26 protein-coding genes and 1 riboswitch are annotated in these 23663 nt (G+C 65.1%); of the genes, 14 read left to right on the top strand and 12 right to left on the bottom strand.

Annotated elements, in window-relative coordinates; genetic code table 11:
- Positions 1 to 11: 11 nt before the first annotated feature.
- A riboswitch (cobalamin riboswitch) is annotated at positions 12 to 230 on the bottom strand.
- 154 nt (positions 231 to 384) lie between these two features.
- A complete protein-coding gene (locus GLW01_RS05555) occupies positions 385 to 2244 on the top strand; it encodes a DUF3413 domain-containing protein (protein ID WP_160898419.1) in 1860 nt (619 codons plus the stop codon).
- On the opposite strand, the gene cobD is transcribed toward GLW01_RS05555, so the two are convergent.
- From cobD to GLW01_RS05535, 4 genes are read right to left on the bottom strand one after another with little or no spacing between them, the layout of a single operon-like run.
- The gene (gene cobD / locus GLW01_RS05550; protein ID WP_160898418.1) at positions 2241 to 3227 is read right to left on the bottom strand and encodes a threonine-phosphate decarboxylase CobD; all 987 of its coding nucleotides are present in this window, start codon (positions 3225 to 3227) and stop codon (positions 2241 to 2243) included. The two genes, GLW01_RS05555 and cobD, sit on opposite strands and share 4 nt — an antisense overlap.
- Positions 3227 to 4165, bottom strand: coding sequence for an adenosylcobinamide-phosphate synthase CbiB (gene cbiB / locus GLW01_RS05545; protein WP_160898417.1), 939 nt, complete (start codon positions 4163 to 4165; stop codon positions 3227 to 3229). Before cbiB ends, cobD begins: the two co-directional genes overlap by 1 nt.
- On the bottom strand, positions 4165 to 4479 hold the full coding sequence (locus GLW01_RS05540; RefSeq protein ID WP_151440655.1) for an AzlD family protein: 315 nt from the start codon (positions 4477 to 4479) through the stop codon (positions 4165 to 4167). The genes cbiB and GLW01_RS05540 overlap by 1 nt, the downstream gene beginning before the upstream one ends.
- On the bottom strand, positions 4466 to 5188 hold the full coding sequence (locus GLW01_RS05535; protein ID WP_160898416.1) for an AzlC family ABC transporter permease: 723 nt from the start codon (positions 5186 to 5188) through the stop codon (positions 4466 to 4468). Before GLW01_RS05535 ends, GLW01_RS05540 begins: the two co-directional genes overlap by 14 nt.
- A gap of 130 nt (positions 5189 to 5318) precedes the next feature.
- Between GLW01_RS05535 and cobT the strand changes: the two genes are divergently transcribed.
- Together cobT and GLW01_RS05525 are read left to right on the top strand one after the other, a co-directional pair.
- Complete coding sequence (gene cobT, locus GLW01_RS05530) at positions 5319 to 6368, top strand: nicotinate-nucleotide--dimethylbenzimidazole phosphoribosyltransferase (RefSeq protein WP_340162432.1); 1050 nt, start codon at positions 5319 to 5321, stop codon at positions 6366 to 6368.
- Positions 6361 to 6993: a histidine phosphatase family protein gene (locus tag GLW01_RS05525; RefSeq protein ID WP_160898415.1), complete on the top strand. Its 633-nt coding sequence runs from the start codon at positions 6361 to 6363 to the stop codon at positions 6991 to 6993. The genes cobT and GLW01_RS05525 overlap by 8 nt, the downstream gene beginning before the upstream one ends.
- On the opposite strand, the gene cobU is transcribed toward GLW01_RS05525, so the two are convergent.
- The 5 genes from cobU to GLW01_RS05500 are packed head-to-tail and all read right to left on the bottom strand — an operon-like array spanning position 6956 to position 11283.
- Entirely contained in the window at positions 6956 to 7498 is a 543-nt protein-coding gene (gene cobU, locus GLW01_RS05520) for a bifunctional adenosylcobinamide kinase/adenosylcobinamide-phosphate guanylyltransferase (protein WP_151440658.1), read from the bottom strand. The two genes, GLW01_RS05525 and cobU, sit on opposite strands and share 38 nt — an antisense overlap.
- Positions 7498 to 8283, bottom strand: a complete 786-nt coding sequence (locus GLW01_RS05515) for an ABC transporter ATP-binding protein (RefSeq protein WP_160898414.1) — start codon at positions 8281 to 8283, stop codon at positions 7498 to 7500. The genes cobU and GLW01_RS05515 overlap by 1 nt, the downstream gene beginning before the upstream one ends.
- Positions 8283 to 9110: a FecCD family ABC transporter permease gene (locus tag GLW01_RS05510; protein WP_160898413.1), complete on the bottom strand. Its 828-nt coding sequence runs from the start codon at positions 9108 to 9110 to the stop codon at positions 8283 to 8285. The genes GLW01_RS05515 and GLW01_RS05510 overlap by 1 nt, the downstream gene beginning before the upstream one ends.
- Complete coding sequence (locus tag GLW01_RS05505) at positions 9103 to 10227, bottom strand: PilT/PilU family type 4a pilus ATPase (RefSeq protein WP_151440661.1); 1125 nt, start codon at positions 10225 to 10227, stop codon at positions 9103 to 9105. The genes GLW01_RS05510 and GLW01_RS05505 overlap by 8 nt, the downstream gene beginning before the upstream one ends.
- Positions 10228 to 10248: 21 nt before the next feature.
- Positions 10249 to 11283 (bottom strand): type IV pilus twitching motility protein PilT, encoded by a 1035-nt coding sequence (locus GLW01_RS05500; RefSeq protein ID WP_160898412.1) that lies wholly within the window; start codon positions 11281 to 11283, stop codon positions 10249 to 10251.
- Between the two features lie 261 nt (positions 11284 to 11544).
- Here GLW01_RS05500 and GLW01_RS05495 point away from each other — a divergent pair, with 261 nt between their 5' ends.
- The 10 genes from GLW01_RS05495 (at position 11545) to GLW01_RS05450 (ending at position 20457) form a co-directional block, all read left to right on the top strand.
- Positions 11545 to 12249: a YggS family pyridoxal phosphate-dependent enzyme gene (locus tag GLW01_RS05495; protein WP_160898411.1), complete on the top strand. Its 705-nt coding sequence runs from the start codon at positions 11545 to 11547 to the stop codon at positions 12247 to 12249.
- Complete coding sequence (gene proC, locus GLW01_RS05490; RefSeq protein ID WP_151440665.1) at positions 12249 to 13091, top strand: pyrroline-5-carboxylate reductase; 843 nt, start codon at positions 12249 to 12251, stop codon at positions 13089 to 13091. The genes GLW01_RS05495 and proC overlap by 1 nt, the downstream gene beginning before the upstream one ends.
- Before the next feature lie 184 nt (positions 13092 to 13275).
- Positions 13276 to 13836, top strand: a complete 561-nt coding sequence (locus GLW01_RS05485; protein WP_151440666.1) for a YggT family protein — start codon at positions 13276 to 13278, stop codon at positions 13834 to 13836.
- Between the two features lie 118 nt (positions 13837 to 13954).
- Positions 13955 to 15892, top strand: coding sequence for a dynamin family protein (locus GLW01_RS05480; RefSeq protein WP_160898410.1), 1938 nt, complete (start codon positions 13955 to 13957; stop codon positions 15890 to 15892).
- A 69-nt stretch (positions 15893 to 15961) separates the two neighbouring features.
- Positions 15962 to 17119: a homoserine O-succinyltransferase MetX gene (metX, locus tag GLW01_RS05475; protein ID WP_095616420.1), complete on the top strand. Its 1158-nt coding sequence runs from the start codon at positions 15962 to 15964 to the stop codon at positions 17117 to 17119.
- Complete coding sequence (gene metW, locus GLW01_RS05470; protein WP_095616419.1) at positions 17109 to 17702, top strand: methionine biosynthesis protein MetW; 594 nt, start codon at positions 17109 to 17111, stop codon at positions 17700 to 17702. The genes metX and metW overlap by 11 nt, the downstream gene beginning before the upstream one ends.
- A 12-nt stretch (positions 17703 to 17714) precedes the next feature.
- The gene (locus GLW01_RS05465) at positions 17715 to 18167 is read left to right on the top strand and encodes a DUF4426 domain-containing protein (RefSeq protein WP_160898409.1); all 453 of its coding nucleotides are present in this window, start codon (positions 17715 to 17717) and stop codon (positions 18165 to 18167) included.
- A complete protein-coding gene (gene rdgB / locus GLW01_RS05460) occupies positions 18157 to 18765 on the top strand; it encodes an RdgB/HAM1 family non-canonical purine NTP pyrophosphatase (RefSeq protein ID WP_160898458.1) in 609 nt (202 codons plus the stop codon). The genes GLW01_RS05465 and rdgB overlap by 11 nt, the downstream gene beginning before the upstream one ends.
- Entirely contained in the window at positions 18749 to 19909 is a 1161-nt protein-coding gene (gene hemW, locus GLW01_RS05455; RefSeq protein ID WP_340162431.1) for a radical SAM family heme chaperone HemW, read from the top strand. Before rdgB ends, hemW begins: the two co-directional genes overlap by 17 nt.
- Positions 19906 to 20457 (top strand): hypothetical protein, encoded by a 552-nt coding sequence (locus GLW01_RS05450; protein ID WP_151440669.1) that lies wholly within the window; start codon positions 19906 to 19908, stop codon positions 20455 to 20457. Before hemW ends, GLW01_RS05450 begins: the two co-directional genes overlap by 4 nt.
- On the opposite strand, the gene trmB is transcribed toward GLW01_RS05450, so the two are convergent.
- From trmB to GLW01_RS05435, 3 genes are read right to left on the bottom strand one after another with little or no spacing between them, the layout of a single operon-like run.
- Complete coding sequence (trmB, locus tag GLW01_RS05445; protein ID WP_151440670.1) at positions 20451 to 21155, bottom strand: tRNA (guanosine(46)-N7)-methyltransferase TrmB; 705 nt, start codon at positions 21153 to 21155, stop codon at positions 20451 to 20453. The genes GLW01_RS05450 and trmB overlap by 7 nt on opposite strands.
- Before the next feature lie 32 nt (positions 21156 to 21187).
- Positions 21188 to 22699, bottom strand: coding sequence for a YifB family Mg chelatase-like AAA ATPase (locus GLW01_RS05440; RefSeq protein ID WP_160898408.1), 1512 nt, complete (start codon positions 22697 to 22699; stop codon positions 21188 to 21190).
- A gap of 33 nt (positions 22700 to 22732) precedes the next feature.
- Positions 22733 to 22996 (bottom strand): accessory factor UbiK family protein, encoded by a 264-nt coding sequence (locus GLW01_RS05435; RefSeq protein WP_151440672.1) that lies wholly within the window; start codon positions 22994 to 22996, stop codon positions 22733 to 22735.
- A 301-nt stretch (positions 22997 to 23297) separates the two neighbouring features.
- Here GLW01_RS05435 and glnK point away from each other — a divergent pair, with 301 nt between their 5' ends.
- The gene (gene glnK, locus GLW01_RS05430; RefSeq protein ID WP_095616411.1) at positions 23298 to 23636 is read left to right on the top strand and encodes a P-II family nitrogen regulator; all 339 of its coding nucleotides are present in this window, start codon (positions 23298 to 23300) and stop codon (positions 23634 to 23636) included.
- Positions 23637 to 23663: the final 27 nt, after the last annotated feature.

Raw genomic sequence — 23663 nt, 5'->3', positions numbered from 1 at the left:
CCCTCCGCAACGCATGGCGATCCCTTCAGGCCGGTCTACGGGCTGATGAGCGGATGCCCATGGCATCCCCAGCGACCGCCTTCCCATGCTTCTCCGGCACAGTGGCGTGATGGCCGCCTTTGACTCAATCACCGTTGCGGGGGCAGCGCCGGCCTCGCTGCGTCATGCAGCTCACCGGCTTCCCGTTTCATCCCTGCCACAGCAGGGACACCTGAAAGTGGATCGAACCCTACCAAGGGCCCATGACCGGGTCAACTCAGTCATGAATGCCAGAACCAGCCACCGGGCACGGGAAGTACGGATGACGGGCGGCTTGGACTTCCACCTGGCGCTGGCTATCATAGGCCGCCTGACGATTAACACTGGACATTGGATGGAAGGGATTTGCTGAAAACTCAACTCAGGGAACTCGGGCAACGCCTGAGCTGGACCGGCTGGTTTCTGTTAGCCAATGGCGTACTGGCTCTTCTGGTTGGCCTGCGTTATCTGCCCTGGATCACCATTCCAGACGGTACCACCGGCATCTATGTCACCTTCCTGTACCTGGCGCAGTTCCCGCTGCTGGCACTGGTCGCCGGCCTGCCGCTGCTGGTGATCGGACTCATCCCCAGCCGCCGGCTGCTCATCGCTTTGGGGACGGTGTATGCAACGGGCGCTCTCGGGCTCCTGCTGATTGATACCGTCACCTATGCCCAGTTCCGTTTCCATCTCTCCGGGTTTGTTCTGGATATGGCCCTTAAGGGTGGCACCCAGATCTTTGCCTTTCCCTGGCAGATGTGGGCCATAGCCGGCGGCGCGACGCTCGGGCTGCTGCTTCTGGAGCTGGTCATGGGCATCTTCCTGTTCCGGCGGCGGCCACGGGGGCGCTGGCTGGCACTCGGTATTGCCACCGTCTTTGCCGGCCAGCTGGTTGTGCACGGCTGGCACGCCTGGGCGGATGCCAACCACGACAGCCGCATTACCTCAATCACCCGGGCCATGCCGCTGTATTACGGCGCAACCGCCAAGCGTTTCATGGAAAAGAACGGACTGGTGGACCCCGAGGCCATCCGGGAACAGAGCGCTGCCAGCGCGCTCACCACTGGCGGCGGCGGTGGCCAGTTGGATTACCCCACCGAGCCCCTGAGCTGTGAAAGGCCGGCCGAACGCCCCAACGTGCTGGTGATCGCGATAGACGGCGCCCGCGGCGACATGGTCGATCCCCGGTGGATGCCGAACATCCATGAATTTGCGGGCAGGAGCCTGCAGTTCACGGATCACTACAGCAATGGTAATGCCACCAAGCCGGGCATTTTCACCCTGTTCTATTCACTGCCCAGCGGCTACTGGGAGGCGTTCACCACCGCCAAACAGCCGCCGGTGATGATTACGCGCATGCAGGAACTGGACTACCGGATGAAGATCCTGAGCTCCGCGCCGCTGATCAGCCCCGCGTTCACCAAGAACGTCTTCGCTTCTGTGGACGATCTGCGCCTGGAAACACCCGGGGACAAACCCTGGGACCGTGACACCCGCATCACCAATGACTGGTTGGACTTCACTGCGCAGCACAGTGAGGCCAGCACCGGTGAGCCATTCTTCGGGTTCCTGTTCTACGACACACCACACAACCACCGGGTGCCGGACGATTATCCGGTAAAATTCCAGCCATACTGGGATCCGGTGAACAAGCTGGCCCTGGGCCCGGACTTCAACCCGGAACTGATGCGCAACAACTACAAGTCCACCCTGCATTTCGTGGACAATCAGGTCGGGCGCGTGCTTTCCGACCTCCGTGACCGGGACCTTCTGGATTCCACCATCGTCATGATCACCGGGGACCATGGCCAGGAGTTCAACGAATACGGAAAGAATTACTGGGGCCACGGCAGCAACTTCGGGCAGTACCAGCTGCACACCCCCATGATCGTGCACTGGCCGGGACGTGACAGCCGAACCATCGAGTACCGCACTGAGAACTTCGATGTTGCCCCTACGCTCATGGGCAGGGCCCTTGGCTGCGGCGCCACGGCCCCGGAGACCTATGCCACCGGCAACGGCCTGTTCCAGAAGCGCGAACGGGACTGGAGCATTGCCCACAGTTACATGGACTACGCGGTGTTACTGGACGATCACCGGATCGTTCAGTATGCCTCAGGCCGGGTGGAAACCGTGGACGATGAGCTCAATCCGGCGCCGGAGTTCCGGCCGGATCCCCGCACTATCAAGGAAGTGCTCCAGGAAATGTCCCGGTTCTACCGCTAGAGGGTCTGGAGCGCACGCGCCAGCTGTTCCCATTCGGGCTCTGCCCCAGGCAGGCCAAAGCGCAGGGCGGGCGGCGCCTCGAACACACGCACCAGCACCGCCTGCGCGGCCAGCGCCTCTGCGACCCGCCCAGGCTCATCATGGGGGCAGTACGCAAAGTACGGCGCACTGCCCCGGGGAGCCAGGCCGGCGCTCCTGAGCAGTGCGACGAGGCGGTCGTGCCCGTGATGAAGCTGGCTTGCAGCGGCTTTCTGCCAGGCCGTATCCGACAGGGCCTGCTGCGTCAGATAGCGCGCAGGGTGGCTGACAGCCCAGGGGCCAAGCAGCTCACCAAGCGAGCCACAGAGCCCGCCAGGTCCGAACACCAGTCCGGCCCGCAGGCCTGCCAGCCCGAAGAACTTGCCCATGGAACGGTAAACCACCAGTCCTTCACGTCCCGTCTCAGGCACCAATGTCTGAGTCGGCTCCGCGTCGATAAAGGCTTCATCCACCACCAGCCAGCCCCCATGGGCCGCCAGTTGCTCGTGGCAGGCCACCAGATCACGGGCCATCACCGGCTCCCCTGTGGGGTTGTTGGGATTGATCCAGACCAGCGCATCCAGCGCGGCCAGCTCCTCATCGCTGGGCAGGGTCGTGAACGGGATAACCTCATGCCCGGCAGCCCGCCACCCTTCGGCGTGTTCAACATAGCCCGGGTCCGGCACGCCGATGCGCCCCGGGGCCCTTAATCGGGGAAGGGCCTGTATCGCGGCCTGGGTTCCGGCCACGGGAAGACATCCGGCATCTGGCGGCGCACCGGCCCAGTGCCGTGCCTGAGCCGGTAGACCGTCGTCCTCCTCCGGGAGCCGCTGCCAGACTTCAGCCGGCACCGCTGGAACCGGCCACGGCCAGGGGTTGATGCCAGTCGAAAGGTCCACCCACTGGCCGCGGGGAATCCCCCACTGCTGTACCGCCTGGTTCAGTCGGCCACCGTGTGTTGCCATTACCACAGCCCTCCCCGGCCCAGAGCTTCCACCAGCACCGTCACGATGGCCACCGCAAGCATCCAGAGCACAAGACTGCGCTGGATCAGCGTGATGGCGGATGGGATGGTAAGCGCATCGGGCAGCTCGCCATAGCCGAGCAGCGGCCGCTCACGCCAGCCGTCGTGATAGGGCGCACGCCCGCCAAGCCGTACGCCCAGCGCGCCCGCGCCGGCTGCCATCACAGGGCCGGCATTGGGGCTCTCCCATGCCCGGGCCTGGGTTTTCCAGCACCTCAGTGCCATCCGCGTGCGGCCCGCAAGCGCGTACCCCAGCGCGGTCAGCCGTGCGGGAGCCCAGTTCAGGGCATCATCCAGCCGGGCCGCCACCCTGCCAAAGCGGTTGAACCGGTCGCTGCGGTAGCCCCACATGGCGTCCAGTGTATTCACGGCCCGATGCAGCAACAGCCCCGGAAGACCGGCAACCAGGAACCAGAAGAGGCTCGCGAAGATCGCATCCGCGCCATTCTCCAGCAGGGATTCCGTCGTAGCCTTGGCGATGGCTTCTTCATCCAGCCCCCGGGTATTGCGGCTGACCATCATGCCCACACGTTCACGGGCCGTCTCCAGATCCTCATCCATCAGTGGCTGGTAAACCGCCATACCGTGCTCCGCCAGGCTGCTGTGGCCGATGCAGACCCACAGAAGAATCACCGCCACGACCAGCCCATAGGGCCACGGCAGCGCCGACGCCACCAGGGCAACGCCGATCACCGGCAGCACCACCAGCACGGTTGCCAGCCCGCCAGCCAGAATGCCCCCCCGCCCACAGGGATTCAGCGCAGCTTCAATACGGTCCGCATACCAGCCCAGGCCTACCAGTGGATGCCACCGGCGGGGCTCGCCCACCAGAAAATCCAGAACGAGGGCCAGCAGGCAGCTCAGAAGCGCCACTGCCATCACAGAAACTGCCGCACCAGAGCCGCCGCTACGAACCCTGCGCCGATGGCCGGCAGGGAGCGGCCCGTGGCAACCATGATCACCGCCGTGGTCAGCAGCGCCGCCTTGGCACCCAGATCCCCGGCGAAGGCCATGGGCACGACAATGGCGATCAGAACGGAGCTGGCCATGGCATTGATGAAGCTCTCCACCCGGCGGCTCAGGGGGACCCGTGCCATCAGGAAGGCGCCCCCGAAACGGGTGCCCAGGGTCACCAGAGACATGATGAGAATGATGGCCAGGATGCCGAGGGTTGTGGTCTCAATACTGGTCATGATGCGGCTCCAGCCAGAAGAGACCCACAACGCCGCCGGCCAGCGCGCCCACGATCACATGGGTGTGCGGCGGCAGCCATCGCCAGGCGAGCACCGCCGAGATGCCCGCCACCGTCCATGCCACCAGAATCCGCCGTGATTTCGGCCCGCCCAGTGCCATGGTCAACAGGAAACATCCCAGCACCATATCCAGCCCGAAGGCTTCCGGGTTCTGAACAAGCCCGCCGAAATAGCCACCGAAGAGGGTACCCGCCACCCAGGCCATCCAAAGCACCAGACCACCACCGAGGATGGCTTCCAGATTCTCGCGCCCGGCCTGATACTGCTGGAAGGAGCGCGCCCAGTTGGCGTCGGTCAGCACCAGCAGTATGCCGTAACGCCGCGCCGGCGGGAGCTTGCGGAGCACGGGGTAGAGCGAGGCGCCCATGAGGATGTGACGGGAGTTGATCGCCAGCACTATGGCGACCAGGGGGATCAGCGAGACCTCCTGCCCCCAGAGCCCCAAAGCCGCGAACTGGGCGGCACCGGCGAAGACGGTGACACTCATCAGGCCCGCCTGCCACGGCAGCAGCCCCGCCTGCCCGGCCGCCAGACCGAACGCGATACCGAATACGGTTACGAAAACCGCAATGGGCAATAACTGGAAGAACTCGGCTTTCACCTGATCGGGGTTGAGCCGATAGGTGTCCGTCTTCGCGTCAGTGGCCATGAGGTGTCCCGGGCAATCGGATGGATCGAACGGGGATTCTATAGCCCGGACAGTGCCCGGTAAAGGCGCCACCCTGGCACTCCCGCAGTCTTCGGAGTAAGGTGCACCCATTTCAGCAATGCGATACTGAATGATGACCGACCCCTTCTGGCAGCTGCCCCTTCCGCAACCTTCCCGCGCCCACTATGACCGGGCCCTGGCCCGCCAGCAGCAGCTGACCAAGCCACCGGGCTCACTCGGGCAGCTGGAAGCACTGGCCTGCCACCTCTGTGCCCAGCAGCACCGCGACCGCCCGGCCGTGGACCGGGTGCATGTGGCGGTTTTCGCCGCGGACCATGGCATTGCGGCCGACGGGGTCTCGGCCTTTCCCCAGGAAGTGACGGCCCAGATGGTGGCCAACTTTGCCGCCGGCGGCGCGGCCATCAGCGTTCTGGCCCGCCAGCTGGGCGCCTCACTGGAGGTGGTCAATCTGGGCGTGGCCCACCCGCTGCCGGACGATCGGGGCGTGACGGACGAATGGATTGCGGCAGGCACCGGCAATCTCATGAAGGAACCCGCCATGACGGCGGAGCAGCTGGAACAGGCCCTGGAGGCTGGCGACCGCTCGGCGGCACGCGCCTCCGAAGCTGGGGCGGAACTGTTCATCGGCGGTGACATGGGCATCGGCAACACCACCAGTGCCTCCGCTCTGGCCAGCCTGCTGCTCGGGGCCCGTGTGGAGGAGCTCGTCGGCCCGGGAACCGGGCTGGATGAGGTTGGCGTGGCCCGCAAGGCCCGCCGCATCCGGGCGGCCCTGCAGCGCCACGGCAGCGACACGGACCCGTTCAATGCCCTCGCCTCGCTCGGCGGCTTTGAGATCGCCGCGCTTGCCGGCGCCATGATCGGTGCGGCCCACCGGGGGATCCCGGTCCTGGTGGATGGCTTCATCGTTACCGCGGCCGCCCTGGCCGCAACGCACCTGAGCCCGAACCTGATGACCTGGCTGCATTTCTCCCACCAGTCACGTGAGTCCGGTCACCGCTACCTGCTTGACGCCATGGGGGCCACGCCGGTTCTGGACCTGGACATGCGCCTGGGCGAAGGCAGCGGTGCCGCCGTGGCCGTTCCAGTGCTACGCTCTGCCTGTGCGCTCCACAATGAGATGGCAACCTTCACGGAAGCGGGAGTAAGCGATGGCTGACAGCGCCGAGCAACCGGGCACCTTTTTCGACCTGATCCGCCATGGCGAGCCGGAAGGCGGCCGCAAGTACCGCGGCCTGATCGATGACCCGCTGAGTGACCAGGGCTGGCAGCAGATGCAGGCGCAGGTTTTTGAGTCGGATCAATGGGATGCGGTTCTGACCTCACCCCTGAAACGCTGTGCCGATTTTGCCGCCTCGGTGGCCGAGGCCCGGGGCCTGCCCCTGCTGGAGGAGCCGGACCTGCGCGAGATGAGCTTTGGTGACTGGGACGGGCACTCGCCGGAGGCGATCGCCCGGGAGACCCCGGAAGCGTTGCAGGCGTTCTGGCGGGATCCGGTCCACTGCCCTCCGCCGGGGGGTGAGAACATCGGCGTTTTCTACCGGCGGGTTGAGGGCGCCATGATGCACTGGCGGGAACAGCTGGAGGGTCAGCGTACACTGCTGGTGTGCCATGGCGGGGTTATCCGCATGATCCTGGGGATGGTCATGGCAACGCCGCTGGAGCATGCCATGGGTGCCGTGTCCGTGCCCTTTGCCTGCCGCAGCCGGATCCGGATGGACCGGATCGCAGAAACCAGCGAGTGGCTCAGCTGCCTGATTGCCCACCAGCCGGGGAACCCTTGAGAACCTGGGGCAGCCCGGCCACCGACAGCACCACCTGATCGCAGCGCTGGGCCAGCGCCTGGTTGAGCCAGCCCATTTCATCGCAGAAGCGGCGGGTCAGTGCGTCCATGCCGATCACGCCCAGCCCCACCTCGTTGCTGACGATCACCAGCGGCCCGGGGTAGCGTTCCAGCTGGGCCAGAAAGGCCTCGCGCTCGCGTTCCAGCGCGCCCTCCTCTTCTCCCAGAAGGTTGCCCAGCCAGAGACTCATGCAGTCAATCAGCAGGCAGGGTGCTTCTTCCCGGTGTCTTGCCAGGACGCCGCCCAACGCCACCGGCTCCTCATCCAGCCCCCAGTCATCCGGCCGCCTCTGCTGGTGACGGGCGATCCGGTCGACCATTTCGCCGTCATCAGCAGTGGCTGTGGCCACGTACACCACAGGCCGGCCGCAGGCAGCCGCCTCGGCTTCGGCCAGGGCGCTCTTGCCTGAGCGGATACCGCCCAGGATCAGTGTCCGGTTGCTCATCATCGGCTCCGTTTGCGGTGGCCCAGTGGCACCCAGAAGGGCGTCTCGTCCGAGCCCACTTCCTTCAGGGGAACCCCGTAGAGGTGTTCCAGCCGGTCCTCGGTCAGCAGTTCCGCCGTATTACCGGCCTCCCAGGTGCCGTCAGCGTACAGCATCAGCAGGCGGTCCGCGTACTGGCTGGCAAGATTCACATCGTGCAGCGAGACCATGATCAGCCGCCCGTCGTCCGCATAGTCCCGGAAGCGGTCCATCAGGGCCACCTCGTGGCGCACGTCCAGGTGGTTGACGGGCTCATCCAGAAGCAGGGCGCCGGGCTCCTGTGCCAGAAGGGTGGCAATGGCCACGCGGCGTTGCTCGCCGCCGGAGACCTGGTCCGCCCGAAGCTCGGCGAGCTCCAGCAGGCCGGTCTCCTCCAGGGCGCGTTCAACCGCGGCGTGATCCTCCCGGCGCAGCGGCCGCCACGGCGGCCTGTGGGCATAGCGCCCGGCACTGACCGTCTCGCGCACGGAATAGGGAAAAGCCACGTCCTGGTGCTGGAGGAGCAGACCGAGCCGGCGGGCCAGGACCTTGCGCGGCATGCGCCGGAGGTTCACGCCGTCGACAGCAACCTGTCCTGCCAGCGGCGGCACAAGCCCCGCCAGGGTGGCCATAAGCGTGCTCTTACCGGAGCCGTTCTCGCCCAGGACGGCCCAGAATTCCCCGGATCGGGCCTCCACCGTCACCGGCCTGGTGAGCGCCTGGCCGCGATGCCCGAACACAAGCCCATCCAGCTGCAGTGATGCCATCAGCCACCGATCCTTGTGCGCTGCAGCATGTAGAGAAATACGGGAATGCCCACGATCGCCGAGAGAATGCCAACCGGAATCGACCCCGGGATCAGCGGCAGACCGGCGATCGCATTGAGGCCCGTCAGATAGATACCGCCCACCAGAACCGAGAACGGCAGCAGTATGCGGTGGCGCGCGCCGACACGGAGCCGGACCAGGTGCGGCACCACCAGACCGACGAAACCGATGGGCCCGGCCAGCGTCACCGCCAGGGCTGTCAGTACCGCCGCCAGGACATAGCACACCAGGCGCACCCGGTGCACCTCCACGCCCAGCACCGCAGCCTGTTCATCGCCACGCACCAGCAGATCCAGTGCCGGTGCCATGACCCAGCCGGCCACCAGTGCCAGCGCCAGGGCGACCAGGCCCCACCAGGGGGAGATGGAACGGGTCAGGTCGCCCATCAACCAGTAGAGCATGTCGTGCACGGAGGCGCTGGATTCCATCGCCAGCAGGAAGCTGATAACGGTGCTCCAGCCAGCGGCCATCACGACCCCGGTCAGCAGCAGCCGTTCCCGGGGCACCCGGGCATCACCGCCGCCGACCAGAAACACCACTGCCAGGGAGAAGAGGCTCGTCACCAACGCGGAACCGGAGATCCACCAGCCGCCCAGCCCGAGCAGCATGCAGACCAGACCGGCACTGGCGGCCCCGCCGGAAACACCGAGCACATAGGGCTCCGCCAGGGGCGTGCGCAGCAGCACCTGCATGAGCACACCCGCCATGGCCAGCATGCCCCCAACGGCAAACCCGGTCAGCAGCTCCGCCAGCAGGGCGTTACCCATCGTCCTGGATGGAGAGCTTGTCCACCGAGCTGGACAATTCGTCTGCCGTGGCCGCATCGGCCCCGAGCTTGATCATCAGGCGCAGGTCATTGGCCGAGTCCGCATGGGCCAGGGCATCCTTGTAGGTGATCCGGCCGTCGGCGTAGTGGTGGTACAGCGCCTGATCGAAGGTCTGCATGCCCGCCTCGCCGGATTTGGTCATCAGGTCCTTGAGCTTGTCCACCTCGCCCTTGCGGATCATGTCCTGGGCCAGCGGTGTATTGATCAGCACCTCGATCGCCGCGACCCGGCCGTTGCCGTCCGGCGTGGGGATGAGCTGCTGGGCCACGATGGCCTTGAGGTTGAGCGACAGGTCCATCCAGATCTGGTTGTGCACTTCCGGGTTGAAGAAGTTGATGATCCGGTCCAGCGCCTGGTTGGCGTTGTTGGCGTGCAGGGTGGCCAGGCACAGGTGGCCGGTCTCGGCGAATGTGACGGCGTATTCCATGGTCTTGGCGGTACGCACCTCGCCAATGAGGATGACGTCCGGCGCCTGGCGCAGGGTGTTCTTGAGCGCGGTCTCGAACGAGTCCGTATCCACCCCCACCTCGCGTTGGGTGACAATACACCCGCGGTGCTGGTGGATGAACTCGATGGGGTCTTCCACCGAGACAATGTGCCCGCGGCTGTTCTGGTTGCGGTAGCCGAGCATCGCCGCCAGCGAGGTGGACTTACCCGTACCGGTGGCACCCACGAAGATGATGAGGCCCCGCTTGGTCATGGCCAGCTCACTGATGATGTCGGGCAGGCCCAGGTCGTCCAGCTGTGGAATCTCGGTCTCGATCCGGCGCAGAACCATGCCGCACAGGTTGCGCTGGAAGAAGGCGCTGACACGGAAGCGCCCGATACCCCGGGCACTGAGCGCGTAGTTGCATTCGTTGTTCTCGTCGAACTCCCGCGCCTGCTTGTCCGTCATTGAGCCGTACACCAGCTCCCGGGTTTTCTCCGGCGTCAGTGGTTCCTTGGTGACCGGCACGATGCGCCCGTTGATCTTGACGCTCGGCGGCACACCGGTGGTGATGAACAGGTCGGAGCCGTTTTTATCGACTACAACCTTGAGCAGCTTTTCGAGTTCCATGACCGTATTCCCCGCCCCTTATCAGAAATTGTCCGGCATCTTGGCCTTGGCCTGGGCCTCCTCGCGGGAGATGGTGCCCTTCTGCAGCAGGTTCTGCAGGTGCTGGTCCAGGGTCTGCATGCCCAGCTGACCGCCCGTCTGGATGGCGGAGTACATCTGCGCCACCTTGTCCTCGCGGATCAGGTTCCGGATGGCCGAGTTGCCGATCATGATCTCGTGCGCGGCAACCCGGCCGCCACCGTTTTTCTTCAGCAGTGCCTGGGAGACCACCGCCTGCAGGGATTCCGACAGCATCGAGCGTACCATGGCCTTTTCCTCAGCCGGGAATACGTCCACTACGCGGTCGATGGTCTTGGCGGCGGAGGTGGTGTGCAGGGTGCCGAATACCAGGTGGCCGGTCTCAGCCGCGGTCAGGGCCAGACGGATGGTCTCGAGGTCCCGCAGCTCGCCGACCAGGATGATGTCGGGGTCCTCACGCAGCGCGGAACGCAGGGATTCGTTGAAACCGAGTGTGTCGCGGTGGACTTCCCGCTGGTTCATCAGGCACTTCTTGGAGTCGTGCACGAACTCGATCGGGTCCTCAATGGTGAGGATGTGGTCGTACCGGGTTTCGTTGATGTAGTCGATCATCGCGGCCAGCGTGGTGGACTTACCCGAACCGGTGGGGCCGGTGACCAGCACCAGGCCGCGCGGGTTGGAGGAGATGTCCTTGAACACCTGGCCCATGCCGAGGTCTTCCATGGTCAGGACCTTGGAGGGGATGGTCCGGAAGACGGCGCCGGCGCCGCGGTTCTGGTTGAAGACGTTGACACGGAAGCGGGCGACACCGGGGACCTCGAAGGAGAAGTCGGTCTCGAGGAACTCTTCGTAGTCCTTGCGCTGCTTGTCGTTCATGATGTCGTAGATCAGCCGGTGCACTTCCTTGTGCTCCATGGGCGGCAGGTTGATTCGCCGGACGTCGCCGTCCACCCGGATCATGGGGGGCAGGCCGGCGGAGAGGTGGAGGTCGGATGCGCCCTGTTTGGCGGAGAACGCAAGCAGTTCGGTTATATCCATGTACAGCCTCGGTCGTTCTGGAAGCCTCTGACTCCGTGCCTGCTGGGAGGTGGGGAGTGCTTTGCGGGAATCGCTGTGAATACATCCCTGTACGCTGCTATTCCGCCATCCATGGCTCCATAGCTTCCCGCAAAGCACTCCCCACCTCCCAGCTTCAGACCTTATACACGGCGGTCAGGGCAATCTGAATCTGGTCGTAGCTTGGTTTTTACAGGGGCAGACGTTACTTTATGAGCCGTCACATTCCCCCGGGCAGAGCCAATGATCAGCATAGCAGAGAACCTCGAAAAGGCAGCCACGCGCATCCGTTCCGCAGCCGAGGAGGCTGAAAGGGATCCGGCAGGCGTGCAGCTGCTGGCCGTGTCCAAGACCAAGCCGGCGGAACTGCTCCGGGAGGCCGCCGAGGCGGGGCAGAAGGCGTTTGGGGAGAACTACATTCAGGAGGCGCTGGACAAGATTGAGGCGCTTTCGGATCTGCCGGATCTGGAGTGGCATTTCATCGGGCCGCTGCAGTCGAACAAGACGCGGCCGGTGGCGGAGCATTTCAGCTGGGTGCACAGCATTGACCGCACCAAGGTGGCGCGGCGGCTGAGCGAGCAGCGCCCGGAGGGGATGGCGCCGCTGAACCTCTGCATCCAGGTGAACATTGATGATGAGCCGACGAAGTCGGGGGTTCGGCCGGAGGAGGTTCCGGGGCTGGCGCAGGAGCTGAATGGGCTTGAAGGGTGCCGGTTGCGGGGGCTGATGGCGATTCCGGATCCGGCCAATCCGGCGGCGGTGCAGCGTGAGCGCTTCCGTGAACTGGCCGGTTTGCTGGCTGAGGTAAGGCGCGGCGTGGATAATGGGGTTCTGGACACTCTGTCCATGGGCATGTCCGGCGACCTGGAGGCCGCCATCGCCGAGGGCGCGACCATCGTGCGCCTGGGCACCGCCCTTTTCGGACCCCGCGACTACGAGGCTCAGTGATGCAACAGGATCCGCAGCAACCCGCCATTTCGTTCATCGGCGCCGGTAACATGGCCCGCGCCATCCTGGGCGGCCTGGTCGCCAACGGCTATGACCCCTCGCGGATCTGGGCCAGCGCACCGGAGGACAAGCACCTTCAGAGCCTGCGCGACGACTTCGGTATCTATACCACCACGGACAACCGCCACTGCGCCAGCCAGGCGGACATCCTGATCCTGGCGGTGAAGCCCCAGATCATGGCGGAGGCCTGCCAGGACATCGCCAGCGTGGTCCAGAACACCCGCCCCCTGGCTGTATCCATCGCCGCCGGGCTGGATTCGGAAACCATCGGCAACTGGCTCGGCGGTGACGTGCCCATGGTCCGCTGCATGCCCAACACGCCGTCACTGGTCGGCAAGGGCGCGACCGCGCTCTATGCCACGGACGGCGTATCCCGGGAACAGCGTGACACCGTGACGGATATCTTCAGCAGTATCGGCCTCGCCGTCTGGCTCGAGCGGGAAGAAGAGATGCACGCCGTCACCGCCCTCTCCGGCAGCGGGCCCGCCTACTGCTATCTGCTGGTGGAGTCCATGGAGGCGGCGGCGATCGACGCTGGCGTCCACCCGGACACCGCCCGCCAGCTCGCCATCCAGACCATGGCGGGCGCGGCGGAGATGTGCTCCCGTGGCGACGAGGCGCCGGAGCAGCTGCGGCGTAACGTCATGTCCCCCGGTGGTACCACGGAACAGGCGGTGGATGCCCTCGAGAAAGGCGGCATAAGGGACATCGTGAAAAAGGCGTTCAACGCGGCGAAGACGCGTTCGGCGGAGCTGTCGGAGCAGTTGAAAAAAGCTTTATAATCCAACCAACTGGCAACAACACAGAGGAGAGGCCGGGAGTGCTGTATGGGAAGCTCTGGAGCCATGGATGGCGGAAGAGCAGCGTACAGGGATGTATTCACAGCGTTTCCCATACAGCACTCCCGGCCTCTCCTCGTCTGAATGAGACAACGACCCAAAGCACCCAACTGGAGTAAACAACACAATGGGCACCGAAATCCTGGTTTCATCCCTCCAGATGCTTACCACCTTCTACCTGACACTGCTGATCCTCCGGTTCCTGTTCCAGCTCTGTCAGGTGGACTTCTTCAACCCCATCAGCCAGTTCATCGCCAAGGCCACCAATCCGGTCACCGATCCCGTGCGCAAGGTGGTCCCGCCGGTCAAGCGCTTTGACGGCGCCTCGCTGATTGTTGCCATCCTTTTCCAGGCCCTCATGTACCTGATCATCCTCAGCCTCGCCGGCTACGCCTTCCCGCCGCTGGCACTGCTGGTCTGGGGGCTGCTCAAGGTGATCAGCCTGGTGCTGACCATCTACTTCTTCGCCATCATCGGCATGATCGTGATCAGCTGGCTGGCGCCCGGCAATCCGCACCCCGGCATCCAGATCATCCACCAGATCACCGAACCCATCATGGCGCCGTTCCGCAACCTGCTGCCCCCCATGGGCGGGCTCGACCTGTCGCCGATCCTGGTCTTCCTGGTGCTGAACATGGTCCAGGTGGTGATGAGCAGCCTCCAGCAGGCGGCGGGCATGCCGTTCTGACGAACCCGCGTATTCAAACCGAAACATAAAGGCACAGGGGCATTACATGCCCCTTGTTCAGGGACGTTCTATACTTCCGCAAAATCCCGTCAAACGGATTCCGGAAGCTCAGGGGCCTATGATGGCAGATGCAGTTACCCTCACGGATCAGGTTGAGGCCTACCACAGCTGGAAAAAGGAACTGGTCCGGAACATCACACGTTACCGGCGCTGGCTCCAGTTCAACGAGCTGCTTGAAGGGGATATTGAACGCCACCTCCAGCGCAGCATCCGCCTCCTGGTGGAGGACGAACTGACCATCGCCTTTGTGGGCGAATATTCCCGGGGCAAGACCGAGCTGATCAATGCCCTTTTCTTCGCCGGTCACGGTCAGCGGCTGCTGCCATCTGAGGCCGGACGCACCACCATGTGCCCCACGGAGCTGTTCTACGACCGGCACGCCCGCACCAGTTACCTGATGCTGCTGCCCATCGAGACCCGGAACGGCGCCATGTCCCTGCAGCAGCTGCGTCACGAGTCGGGTGCCTGGGAGACTGTGACACTTGACCCGGCCGACACGGAGACCATGGCGGCCACACTGGCCCGGGTTGCAGAGACACGCACTGTCCCGCGCGCCGAGGCGGCGGATCTGGGCTTCAACGATGCCATGCTTGATGCCTCTCCGGACGACCCCGCGCAGGTGCTCATTCCCGCCTGGCGCCATGCCCTGATCAGCCTCCAGCATCCGATCCTTGAGCGCGGCCTGCGGATCCTGGACACCCCGGGCCTCAATGCGCTGGGTTCGGAACCGGAGCTGACCGTCTCCATGCTGCCCTCAGCCCAGGCGGTAGTCTTCCTGTTGGCGGCGGATGCCGGCGTTACGGCCAGCGACATGACCATATGGAATGAACACATCGACACCCGGGATGCGGATCACCGCGCCGGGCGTTTCGCGATCCTCAACAAGATCGATGTCCTCTGGGATGACCCGTCCGGCAACGACCACACCGGCAATGCCATCGAGCGTGTGCGCGAGACCACCGCCCGCCAGCTCGGCCTCGGCATGGAGGATGTGCTGCCTGTCTCCGCCAAACAGGGTCTGCTGGCTCGCATCCGCGATGACGACGGGCTGCGCCGCAAAAGCGGCGTGGCGCAACTGGAGGAGCTGGTCAGTGAACGCATCCTCGGGCGCCGGGAACAGCTGATCAGCAGCGAGCTGGTCTCTGATCTGCGCTCCATGATCCGCGACAACCAGGCGGAGCTGGAGAACCAGAAGGCATCACTGGATGCGGAATTTGAACTCCTGCAGGCCCAGGGCACCGACCGCCAGGAAATCGCAGAGCTGGCGGAGAAGACCCGGCACGACTATGACTTCTTCAACCGTCGGCTGATCACCCTGAAATCCAGCCGGCGCCTCATGGCCTCCCAGGGCGATATGCTGCGGCGCATTCTCAACCCCGAGCGTTTTGAGCAGCACGCTGAGCGCACCCGCCAGCGCCTGGAAGGCAGCTGGACCACCCCGGGGCTGGCCAGTGCCATGAATGCCCTTTTCGAGGTGCTGGAGAATGACTTCAACAACCTGATGGCGGAAGGCCGCCGGGCGGAGAAGATGGTGGGATCCATCTACCGCCGCCATACCAGCGGCGACGATGACCGCACGCTGGAGCCGGTGCCGCTGCGCCTGGGCAGGCACCTGATTGCCCTGCGCGACCTGCGCAGCCGCGCTGATCGCTTCCGCAGGGACCCACGCTCGCTGCTGATGCAGCAAAGCCGGCTGATCCAGCAGTTCCTGACCACCATTGTCAGTGAGGCCCGCCAGATCATCCACCGCACCATGCAGGACATTGACCGCTGGCCGGGCGAAGCCCTGATGCCCCTGCTGCAGCACACCCAGCAGCAGAAACAGCGCCTTGAGACCCAGTTCCAGCGGCTGCGCCATATCGTGGACGACGAGAAGGAACTGAAGGCCGAAGCGGACAAGCTGCGACAGCAGCGCGAGACCCTGGACCAGCAGCTGCGCGTGGCGCGCAAACTGGAGGAAGGGATTGCCCCACCGCCCGGCGCACAGTTGCCTTAGGGCCGGCCCCTCGATACACTGCCCGGCCTGACCGGAACCGTCCATCACCGAAGGATCCTTTTCGCATTCATGGCTGCTGAATCCCAGGCCGCCGACTCGGTGGGCATTGTCGAACCACAGAGCCTGCACTTCCCGGAGCCCATCCGGCTGGAGTCCGGCCATACCCTGCCGGAATTCAATCTGGTGTTTGAGACCTATGGCACCCTGAACGCGGATGCCAGTAACGCGGTGCTCATCTGTCACGCCCTGAGCGGCCACCATCACGCCGCCGGCTACCATTCCCGTGAAGACCGCAAACCCGGCTGGTGGGATGCCTGCATCGGCCCCGGCAAGCCCATCGACACCAACAAGTTCTTTGTGGTGTGCCCCAACAACCTCGGGGGCTGCCACGGCAGCACCGGCCCGGCGTCCGAAAACCCCGATACAGGCCGTCCTTACGGGCCTGATTTCCCGGTGATCACGGTCCGTGACTGGGTCAAGAGCCAGGCCCGGCTGGCCGACCGCCTCGGCATTGACCAGTGGGCCGCGGTTATCGGCGGGTCCCTCGGGGGCATGCAGGCGCTCGACTGGGCCATCCACTACCCGGAGCGGATCCGCCATGCCGTGGTGATCGCCGCCACCCCGAGGCTGACCGCCCAGAACATCGCTTTCAACGAGGTGGCCAGGCGCGCCATCACCTCGGACCCGGAATTCCACGAGGGGCGGTACCTGGAGAACAACGCCATTCCCCAGCGCGGGCTGATGCTCGCACGCATGGTCGGGCATATCACCTATCTGTCGGACGTCTCCATGGGCGAGAAGTTCGGCCGGGAGCTGCGCGACCACGCCTATCACTTCGGCTTCGATGTCGAATTCCAGGTGGAGAGCTACCTGCAGTACCAGGGGGTGCGCTTCTCCGAGTCCTTTGATGCCAACACCTATCTGCTGATGACGCGCGCCCTGGACTATTTCGACCCGGCGCGGGAGTTCGGTAATGACCTGACCCGCGCCATGGCCGAGGCCCGCTGCCGCTTCCTGGTGCTGTCGTTCAGCTCGGACTGGCGCTTTGCCCCGGAGCACTCCCAGAAGCTGGTCAACGCCATGGTCGATGCCCGGCGCGACGTGAGCTACGCGGAGATCGATTCCGACTGGGGCCATGATGCCTTCCTGGTGCCGAATGAGCGCTACGAGAGCCTGTTCCGGGCCTACATGAACCGGGTAGCAAAGGAGCACGGCGATGCGGGCTGATCTCAAGCTGATCGAACCCTGGGTGGCCCCCGGCTCCCGCGTGCTCGACCTGGGCTGTGGTGACGGCACTCTGATGGACTACCTCCAGCGCGAGAAGAGCGTTGTCGGTTACGGGCTGGAGATCAACCCGGACTACATCGAGGAATGCGTGCGCAAGGGTGTAAACGTGATCGAACAGGACCTGGATGAGGACCGGCTGCACAGCTTCCGGGACCAGACCTTCGACACCGTGATCATGACCCAGGCCCTTCAGGCCGTGCGCCGCCCCGATCGCGCCCTGACGGAAATGCTGCGCCTCGGGCGTGAAGGCATCGTGACCTTCCCCAACTTCGGCTACTGGCGCCTGCGGCTGCACCAGCTCTGGAACGGGCGCATGCCCATGTCCAGCACCCTGCCGCACACATGGTACAATACGCCCAATATCCACCTGTGCACGGTGCGCGATTTTGAGGCGCTGTGCCAGGAGCACCGGATCCGTATCAAGGATCGGACAGTGGTGGACAACGCCCACCGTTCCCGCTGGTACAATCGGCTCTGGCCCAACTTCCTGGGGCAGATCGCGGTCTATCGCGTCACCCGCTGACGGAGGTCATCCATGGTAAAACGTCTCCTGGCCCTTGCCCTGCTGCTTGCCAGCCCGCTCGCCAATGCGCTACCCGACGAGAACCAGGGCATCACCGAGTTCGACAACTACCGGGTTCACTACTCCGTCATCCCTTCGACCTTCCTGGAAAAGAAGGTCGCCCGTGAATATGACCTGACCCGCAGCCGTTCCGTTGGCCTTCTCAATGTCGCGGTCCATAGGACCTCCGGGGACGATGCCCCCAAGCCCATCACGGCCCAGATCAAGGGCACCTTCACCAATGAGGCCCGCCAGACCAAGGAGCTGTCCTTCCGGCGCGTGCAGGAGGGTGACGCCGTCTATTACCTCGCCCAGTTCCAGTACCGCCAGGGTGAGCTCCTGATTTTTGAGCTTGAGCCGGCCCCCTACGGGGATTCCACAACCCTGCCGGTGCGTTTTTCCCGGGAGCTCTATGATGACGAGTGATCGGCACTGGGTGCTGGCCAGCAACAACGCCGGCAAGATCGCCGAGTTCAACCGGCTGCTCCAGCCCTGGGGCATTGAGGTCAGCGCCCAGAAGGACCTTGGCGTGGACTCGCCGGAGGAGACCGCCACCACCTTCGTGGAGAACGCGCTGATCAAGGCCCGCCATGCCGCGCGCATCAGTGGCCTGCCGGCACTGGCGGATGACTCCGGGCTGGCGGTGGATGCCCTGGGCGGCGCTCCGGGTGTCTATTCCGCCCGCTATGCGGGCGAGCCGGCGGACGATGACGCCAACAACCGCAAACTGCTGGATGCCCTGGCGAACGTGCCGGATGCCAAACGCACCGCCCGCTTCCACTGTGTACTGGTGCTGATGCGTTCCGCCGAGGACCCCATTCCCATGATCTGCCACGGCCAGTGGCCTGGCCGGATCGCCCGTGAAACGACCGGGGGTGGTGGCTTCGGCTATGACCCACTGTTCCTCGTGCCGGAAGACGGCTGCACTGCCGCCGAACTGCCAGCGCAGCGCAAGGCCCAGGTCAGTCACCGCGGCCGTGCCATGGCCGAGCTCAGGGAGCGCCTTGGTGACAGCGTCGCCTGAGGCTTTCACCGCCCCGCCGCTGACGCTCTACGTGCATACGCCCTGGTGCGTGCGCAAGTGCCCGTACTGCGACTTCAACTCCCATACGGCGCCGCAGACGATCCCGGAGGACGACTACCTGGACGCCCTGCTGGCGGACCTGGATGCGGACCTGACGATACCGGAAACCCGCCCCATTGAAGCCATTTTCATCGGCGGCGGGACGCCCTCACTCATGTCGCCAGGGTTCTACGAACGCCTTTTCGAGGCGCTGGCACGCCGTCTGGATCTATCCCGGCTCGACGAGATCACGCTGGAGGCCAACCCCGGCACCGTGGAGGAGGCGCGCTTCACCGGCTTTCGCAGGGCAGGCATCAACCGCCTCTCGCTCGGGGTACAGAGCTTCGACCCGGATCACCTGGAGCGCCTGGGCCGGATCCACGGCGGTGACGATGCCTCGCGGGCGGTAACAGCGGCCCAGGCCGCGGGCTTCGAGCGCATCAACATCGACCTGATGCATGGCCTTCCGCAACAGACACCGGAACAGGCGGTCGCAGACCTGGAGACCGCCCTGGCCTTCAACACCGGCCACATCTCCTGGTACCAGCTCACCATCGAGCCCAACACGGTATTCCACTCGCAGCCGCCCACGCTGCCGGACGAGGACACCCTGGCCACCATCCAGGAGGCCGGCGAAGCCTGCCTGCAGGAACACGGGCTGCAGCGCTATGAGGTCTCGGCCTGGTCGCGCCCTGGCGAGGAATGCAGGCACAACCTGAACTACTGGCGCTTCGGGGACTATCTGGCCATCGGCGCCGGCGGCCACGGCAAGCTGACCGACCCGGAGGCCGACCAGATCACACGCTACTGGAAGACCCGCCGGCCCGAGGACTACCTCAACCGCATCGGCAGCCGCACTGCCGGCCGCCAGGAGCTGGAGCACGTGGATCGCCCGCTGGAGTTCCTGCTGAACACCCTGCGGCTGAGTGCCGGTGTGCCGACCTCTTCCTTCCCAGAGCGAACCGGCCTACCCTTGGAGCGCATCCATGATCAGCTCGAACAGCTCCGCAGGCGCGGGTTGCTGGTGGCGGATGAACAGCGCCTGGCCGTGACCGACCAGGGCCAGCGCTTCCTGAACGACGTGCTGGAGGCCTTCGTGCCATGAAACTCTTCGGCGTGGAACCCCGACCCTGGTCGCACAGGCTGCGCTGGCTGGCCCTGCTCACCGGTGCCGCACTGGTAGCGGTGATGCTCACCAACCAGTACCTGGCAACCCCTGAGATTCCCCAGCATGTCATGAGCTATGAGCTGGCGGATGAGCCGGAACGCGCCGAGCAGCTGCACCGCCAGTGGCAGCGCAACCACACGCCCCTGCCGGAGCTCACGCTCTGGGTGGATTTCGTGTTCATCGGGCTCTATGCGGTTTTCCTGGTGGCCCTGGCCAACCACTTCCTGTACGACCGCCCGGGGATCCGCGAACGCAAGGCCGGACGCCTCGCGAAGGTTCTGCTGGTGCTCGGTGCCCTGGGGGATGCGGCGGAGAACGCCTTCCTGATCACCGCCATCCACCAGCCGGAAACCGAAGTCTGGCCACAGCTGGCCGCCATCGCCACCCTGGTCAAGTTCACCGGGCTGCTGGTGGGTGGCGCCTGTCTTCTGGTGGTCCGGGCCGCCCGGCGCCAGCCGGTGCAGCCCGAAGACTGGCGTCACTGACGCTCGAACAGCATATCGGCCACACCGTGACCACGGGCCTCGCCCCGCTTCTCGAACTTGGTCAGTGGCCGGTCCGCCGGGCGCGGCACCGTGGTGCCATCCTCTGACAGGTTCCGGTAGCCCGGCGCCTCGTTCATGACTTCCAGAATGTGCTCGGCGTAGGGCTCCCAGTCCGTAGCGATGTGCAGCAGGCCGCCTGGGCGGATGTAGCGGTGCAATGTCCCAACGAAATCCGGTTGGATCAGGCGGCGCTTGTGGTGCTTCTTCTTGGGCCAGGGGTCCGGGAACAGGATCAGCGCCCGGTCCAGGCTGGCCTCCGGAATCGCCTCGCTGAGCACGTCCAGGGCATCCGCCCGGTAGAGGCGGATGTTGTCCAGACCGCGCGCTTCCATCTCCATCAGCAGTGCACCGCAGCCCGGTTTGTGCACCTCCACGCCGATGAAATCCTGTTCCGGCGCCGCCTCGGCCATCTCGGCCAGCGACTGGCCCATGCCGAAGCCAATTTCCAGGTTCAGCGGTGCCTGACGGCCAAACACCCGTTCCCGGTCGATGGGGCCATCCGCCAGGCTGAGCCCATAGCGCGGCCAGAGCCGGTCCCAGGCATTCTGCTGACCACGGGTCATGCGCCCGGCGCGCAGCACGAAACTGCGCACGGATCGCTCCTTGCTGCGGGCCAGGTCGTCGCTGGAATCAGTCATGGGGCCTCCGGCTCTGGGGTTTGGGCCACGGATTATCCGGATTCGGCGCCGGACTGCAATCGGTAACCCAGAGCCTCCACCAGATGCGCCTTTTCCACCCGTTCCGCACCGGCCAGGTCCGCAATGGTGCGGCTCACCCGCAACACCCGGTGCAGCGCCCGAGCGGACAGCCCCAGCCGCCCCATGGCCTGCTCCAGCAGCGTTTCACCCTCGCTGTCGAGGGCACAGGCCTGGTGCAGGGCATCGCCCGCCAGCTCCGCGTTCAGTGCACCACGCTGGTGCTGGAGGGTGCGCAACCGGCTGACCCGGTCACGCACCTCGGCACTGCTGGTCTCGCCCTTCTCCGGGCGGAGCAGTGTGCGCCCGTCCTGAACAGGAACGCCCACGTGCATATCAAAGCGGTCCATAAGGGGCCCTGAGAGGCGGCTCTGGTAGCGCAGCACCTGCTGCGCCGAGCAGCGACAGGCGATATCCGGGTGCCCTTCATAGCCACAGGGGCACGGGTTCATGGCACCCACCACCTGGAACCGAGCCGGGAAGGTCACCCGGGTATTCGCCCTGGAAATGACAATCTCACCGGATTCCATGGGCTCGCGCAGCACTTCCAGAACCTTGCGGTCGAACTCCGGCAGCTCGTCCAGGAAGAGCACACCCCGGTGCGCCAGCGAAATCTCACCGGGGCGCGGGCTGCTGCCACCCCCGACCAGGGCCACGGCCGAAGCGGTATGGTGGGGTGCCCGGTAGGGCGGCGTGCGCCATCCCCGCGCCTGGCTGAACGAGCCCGCCACTGAGTGCACGGAGGCAACCTCCAACGCCACCTCCCGCGCCAGCGGTGGCAGCAGCCCTGGCAAGCGGCTCGCCAGCATGCTCTTGCCGGTCCCGGGCGGACCGTGGAACAGCAGGTTGTGGCCCCCGGCAGCGGCTATCTCCAGGGCCCGCTTGGGAATGTGCTGCCCCTGAACGTCCACCAGATCCGGCACCGCTCCCTGCCCCAGGTCGTCCGCCTCGCGGGGCGCAATGGCCGCCAGCCGCTGCTCGCCTTTGAGGTGGGCACAGACGCCGAGCAGATGGTCCGCGGCGAAGGTATCCTCCTGGCTGGCAAGGGCTGCTTCGTCGGCATTGCCTGCGGGCACCATTATGGTGCGCTCCATACCGCGCGCGCCCATCACGGCGGGCAGTATGCCCTCCAATGGACGCAGGCTGCCGTCCAGCGCGAGTTCTCCCAGGAACTCCATCCCGGCCACGGCCTCCGGCTCAACCTGCCCGGACGCGGCCAGTATGCCCAGGGCGATGGGTAGATCGAAGCGGCTGCCTTCCTTGGGCAGATCGGCGGGCGCCAGGTTGATGGTGATGCGGCGGGCGGGAAAATCGAAACCGCTGTTGAGCAGGGCACTGCGCACCCGGTCCTTACTCTCGCGCACGCCCGCCTCGGGCATGCCTACAATGGACAGTGACGGCAGGCCGCCGGAAAGGTGGGTCTCAACGGTAACGGCGGGGGCATCCACGCCCACCCTTGCCCGTGTGTGGATCACGGCAAAACTCATGGCAACATCCCTGTTGTTGGTGGTGTTGTGCGGTTACTGCTGGTCGCGGCCCAGTTGCTCTTCCAGCGCCGCAACGCGCTTCTCAAGCGCCTCGACCTTCTCCCGCGTGCGGGTAAGGACGGCGGACTGGGCATCGAACTCTTCCCGCGTTACCAGATCCAGTCGATCGAGTACCGAGGTCACCGCCATGCGCACGTGCTGCTCCACGTCGTCCCGGGCCACCCGGGCCATATCCGGCATGAACTGGTCCAGTTGACCACGCAGTTCGCTGAAAAGATCCTGGGGGCTACGGGGCATGGCTCCACTCCTCGGTTCATTAATGGCGGTATGCTAGCACAGCGGCCAGGGCGCTCCCACAGGCCGCCGGACGCCCAATGTTGGGTCACGTCGGGTGCGAATGCGCTACAATGGGGCAATGCAGCCGGGCCGCACCCCGGCGGCATCAGATAACTTCCTGTTTTTACAGTTCGTTTCTGCGTTGGCACAGGGCGTGCAAAGGCCTGCGCAGAGTCCGCACAACCTGCTGCGGGCCTGGTACGCACCCCGATTAAGGCCGCCATACCCAGTTCGGCTGGGCCGGCAACGAAAGGAGAAACCCATGAAACTTGTGACAGCGATTATTAAGCCGTTCAAGCTTGATGACGTGCGCGAAGCCCTGTCCGAAATCGGTGTCCAGGGTGTCACCGTCACGGAAGTCAAAGGCTTCGGCCGGCAGAAAGGCCACACCGAACTCTATCGCGGCGCGGAATACGTCGTTGATTTCCTGCCCAAGGTGAAAGTCGAGATCGCCATCAGCGAAAAGCTGCTGGACCAGGTCATCGAGTCCATCTCGAAGGCCGCCAATACCGGCAAGATCGGTGACGGCAAGATCTTCGTCAGTGAGATGGAGCAGGCGATCCGGATCCGGACCGGCGAGACCGGCGAGGAAGCTGTCTGACGGCCGGTCACTCCAGACGCCAGAACA

This window comes from Vreelandella halophila (assembly GCF_009856365.1).
Classification (GTDB): Bacteria; Pseudomonadota; Gammaproteobacteria; order Pseudomonadales; family Oleiphilaceae; genus Halospina; species Halospina utahensis_B.
The sequence above is the reverse complement of the archived record's forward strand: the minus strand, read 5'-3'. Positions and strand labels throughout refer to the sequence as shown.